Here is a 2138-nt window from a genome sequence, read left to right on the forward strand (position 1 = left end):
TTCTGAGCTGCAGTGGTTTGTGGTTTCTGAGCTGCAGTGATCGGAGGTGGTCGCGGAGCTGGGCAGGTTGAGGGTTGGGTTTTGGTTGAAGAAGCCGTGGGGTTCGAGCATGAAGCCGATGTTTTGGCGGGGCATGACGGGCCAGTCTTCGAGGCGCACGACGTGGTGCATGCCGAAGGTGTACCAGACCACGAGGTCTTCATCGACGATGTTCCGGTCTGCCTGGGTCCAGATGTGCAGGCCGTCGTCGGCGCCGGTGGCCTGGTTCGGGAATTCGCCGGCGGCGAAACGTTCGGTGCGGTCGTACGCGGTGACCCAGAGGTTGTTACGGGCGAATTGTGCTCGTTTGCTGACGAAGGACTCGTCACCGGCGGCCAGGGTGATGGCGTTGGTGGGGATGAGGCGGTAGGCGACCGGTTCGTCCACGAGGTTCCTGCTCTCGCGGTTGGCGATCTTCCAGAAGCGGTGCTTGTCGTGGTCCGCCTTGCGGATGGCTGCCTGTTCGGTTTCGAGCAGCCGGTCCACGGCCTTGAACGCGGTGTGTGTGGGGTTGTTCTCGGGGATTTCCATGTCCACTTCGTAGACGACGTTCTTCGGTCCGTCGATTTCGAAGTCCATGCGGACGTTGAACATGTGCTGGTGGATGGGTCCGTAGAGCCCGTCGTTGTTCAGCGTCTGACCGTACGGGGTTTTCTCGCCGGGCTTCTGGGCGGCGGTGGACAGGATGCCGGTGGCCTTGACCAGGAACTCGATGCTGCCGTCGAGGAACAGGTGCCAGTAGAAGGCGTACTCGTAGTTCGCAACGGTGGCGATGAAGGAGATCACGAGCTTGCGGCTGCGCCGGGTTTCGGCGGTGCCCTCGCGGAAGTCGAAGTGCTTCCACAGGATGGAATCGTCTTCCTCGTGCATGCAGATGGCGTTCTCGATGGTCCACGGGTTGCCGTGGCTGTCGGTGGTGATGCCATCGAAGTACTTGATTTCGCCCAGGCAGTCGCAGCCGAGGGTGAGGGAGTTGGCCATGTTGCCGATGTTGTATTCGCCGGAGTCGAAGGCGTTCTTCTTTGCCTGGACGGGGGCGGTGTCACCATAGGGGACCACCATTTCGGACAGTGATGCCCTGTTGATCACCGGACGCTCCACGCCCTGGTCCTGGAAGCGGAGCTGGTGAAGCACCAGGCCTTCCCGGGGAGTGAACCCGACCCGGAAGGACCAGTCGGCCCACTGGACATGGTTTCCGGTGACCTTGAAGGACGCACCTTCGGGCTGGGTGATGGAGATGGGCTTGAGGTCAGTGCGGGCCGCCCCGACGTACTTGGGCAGGTAGTTGCCGCTGGCACTGGGTACGGGGATCGCCTGGTCGTCCTCAACTTCAACGACTTCGCCGGAGTTGAGGTCGACGATGACGATGAAGTTCTCGATCGGGTGCGCGTAAGGGCTGTCATCGGGCTCCTGACGGACGAAGACCAGGGCGCGCATCAGGCGTCGCCCTTCGTTGTCTTCACCGAAGTAGCCCACAGACCACGGCTCGAAGCAGACCAGATCCATATCGGTGATGCCCCGCTTGGCAAGGGCCGCCTGGACCTCAGGGTTCTGTCGGCAGCTCTCTTCACCTTCTGCAAACTCGTCCAGCATGAAGGGCGGCTGAACGCCGGAGGCCAGCTGCTTCCACGACGTGACGATACCCGAATCAATGTTGACGATGGCCTCGTAGGCATTTCCCGCGCCGCGGTCAACGAGCACCGAGTCCGCTTCGCGTTCGGTCTCCCCGCCGGTCCTCAGGGCTTCCTTGGACGGCTCGCGCAGCTCAACGCTGATAAAGCGGAACGACTCAGCCGCAGCCGGACCGTCCTTCAGGATCGAGACAGCCCGGGAAATCTCGGCCCGGGACAACGGATCCAGCGGGTGCGCTACCCCTACTACAGTTTCGGTTTCAGTGTTGAGAGTCATGCTTTTCTCCTTAATTCTTTCATTCAAGACGAGGATCCCGATGGCCCTGAGAGCCGAAGCGCCCGTAACAGGCCGGGGTTTGACGAATGCCTGGCAGCCAACGACTGTGCTGGAAATCTGCCTTTGAGGACGCCCGGACAGAAGACCCAGTGGAGCTCTACTCTGAACTCCCCTGGCGTGACGCCGATCAC

Annotated in this window: 1 protein-coding gene; it reads right to left on the bottom strand. The window is 61.6% G+C overall.

What is annotated here, in order from left to right:
* Positions 1-1947 (bottom strand): primary-amine oxidase (locus tag ABIB49_RS19205; RefSeq protein ID WP_354157652.1); only part of this gene is annotated, 1947 nt, incomplete at its 3' end.
* Positions 1948-2138: the final 191 nt, after the last annotated feature.

Source organism: Arthrobacter sp. UYCu512 (assembly GCF_040547075.1).
Taxonomy (GTDB): Bacteria; Actinomycetota; Actinomycetes; order Actinomycetales; family Micrococcaceae; genus Arthrobacter.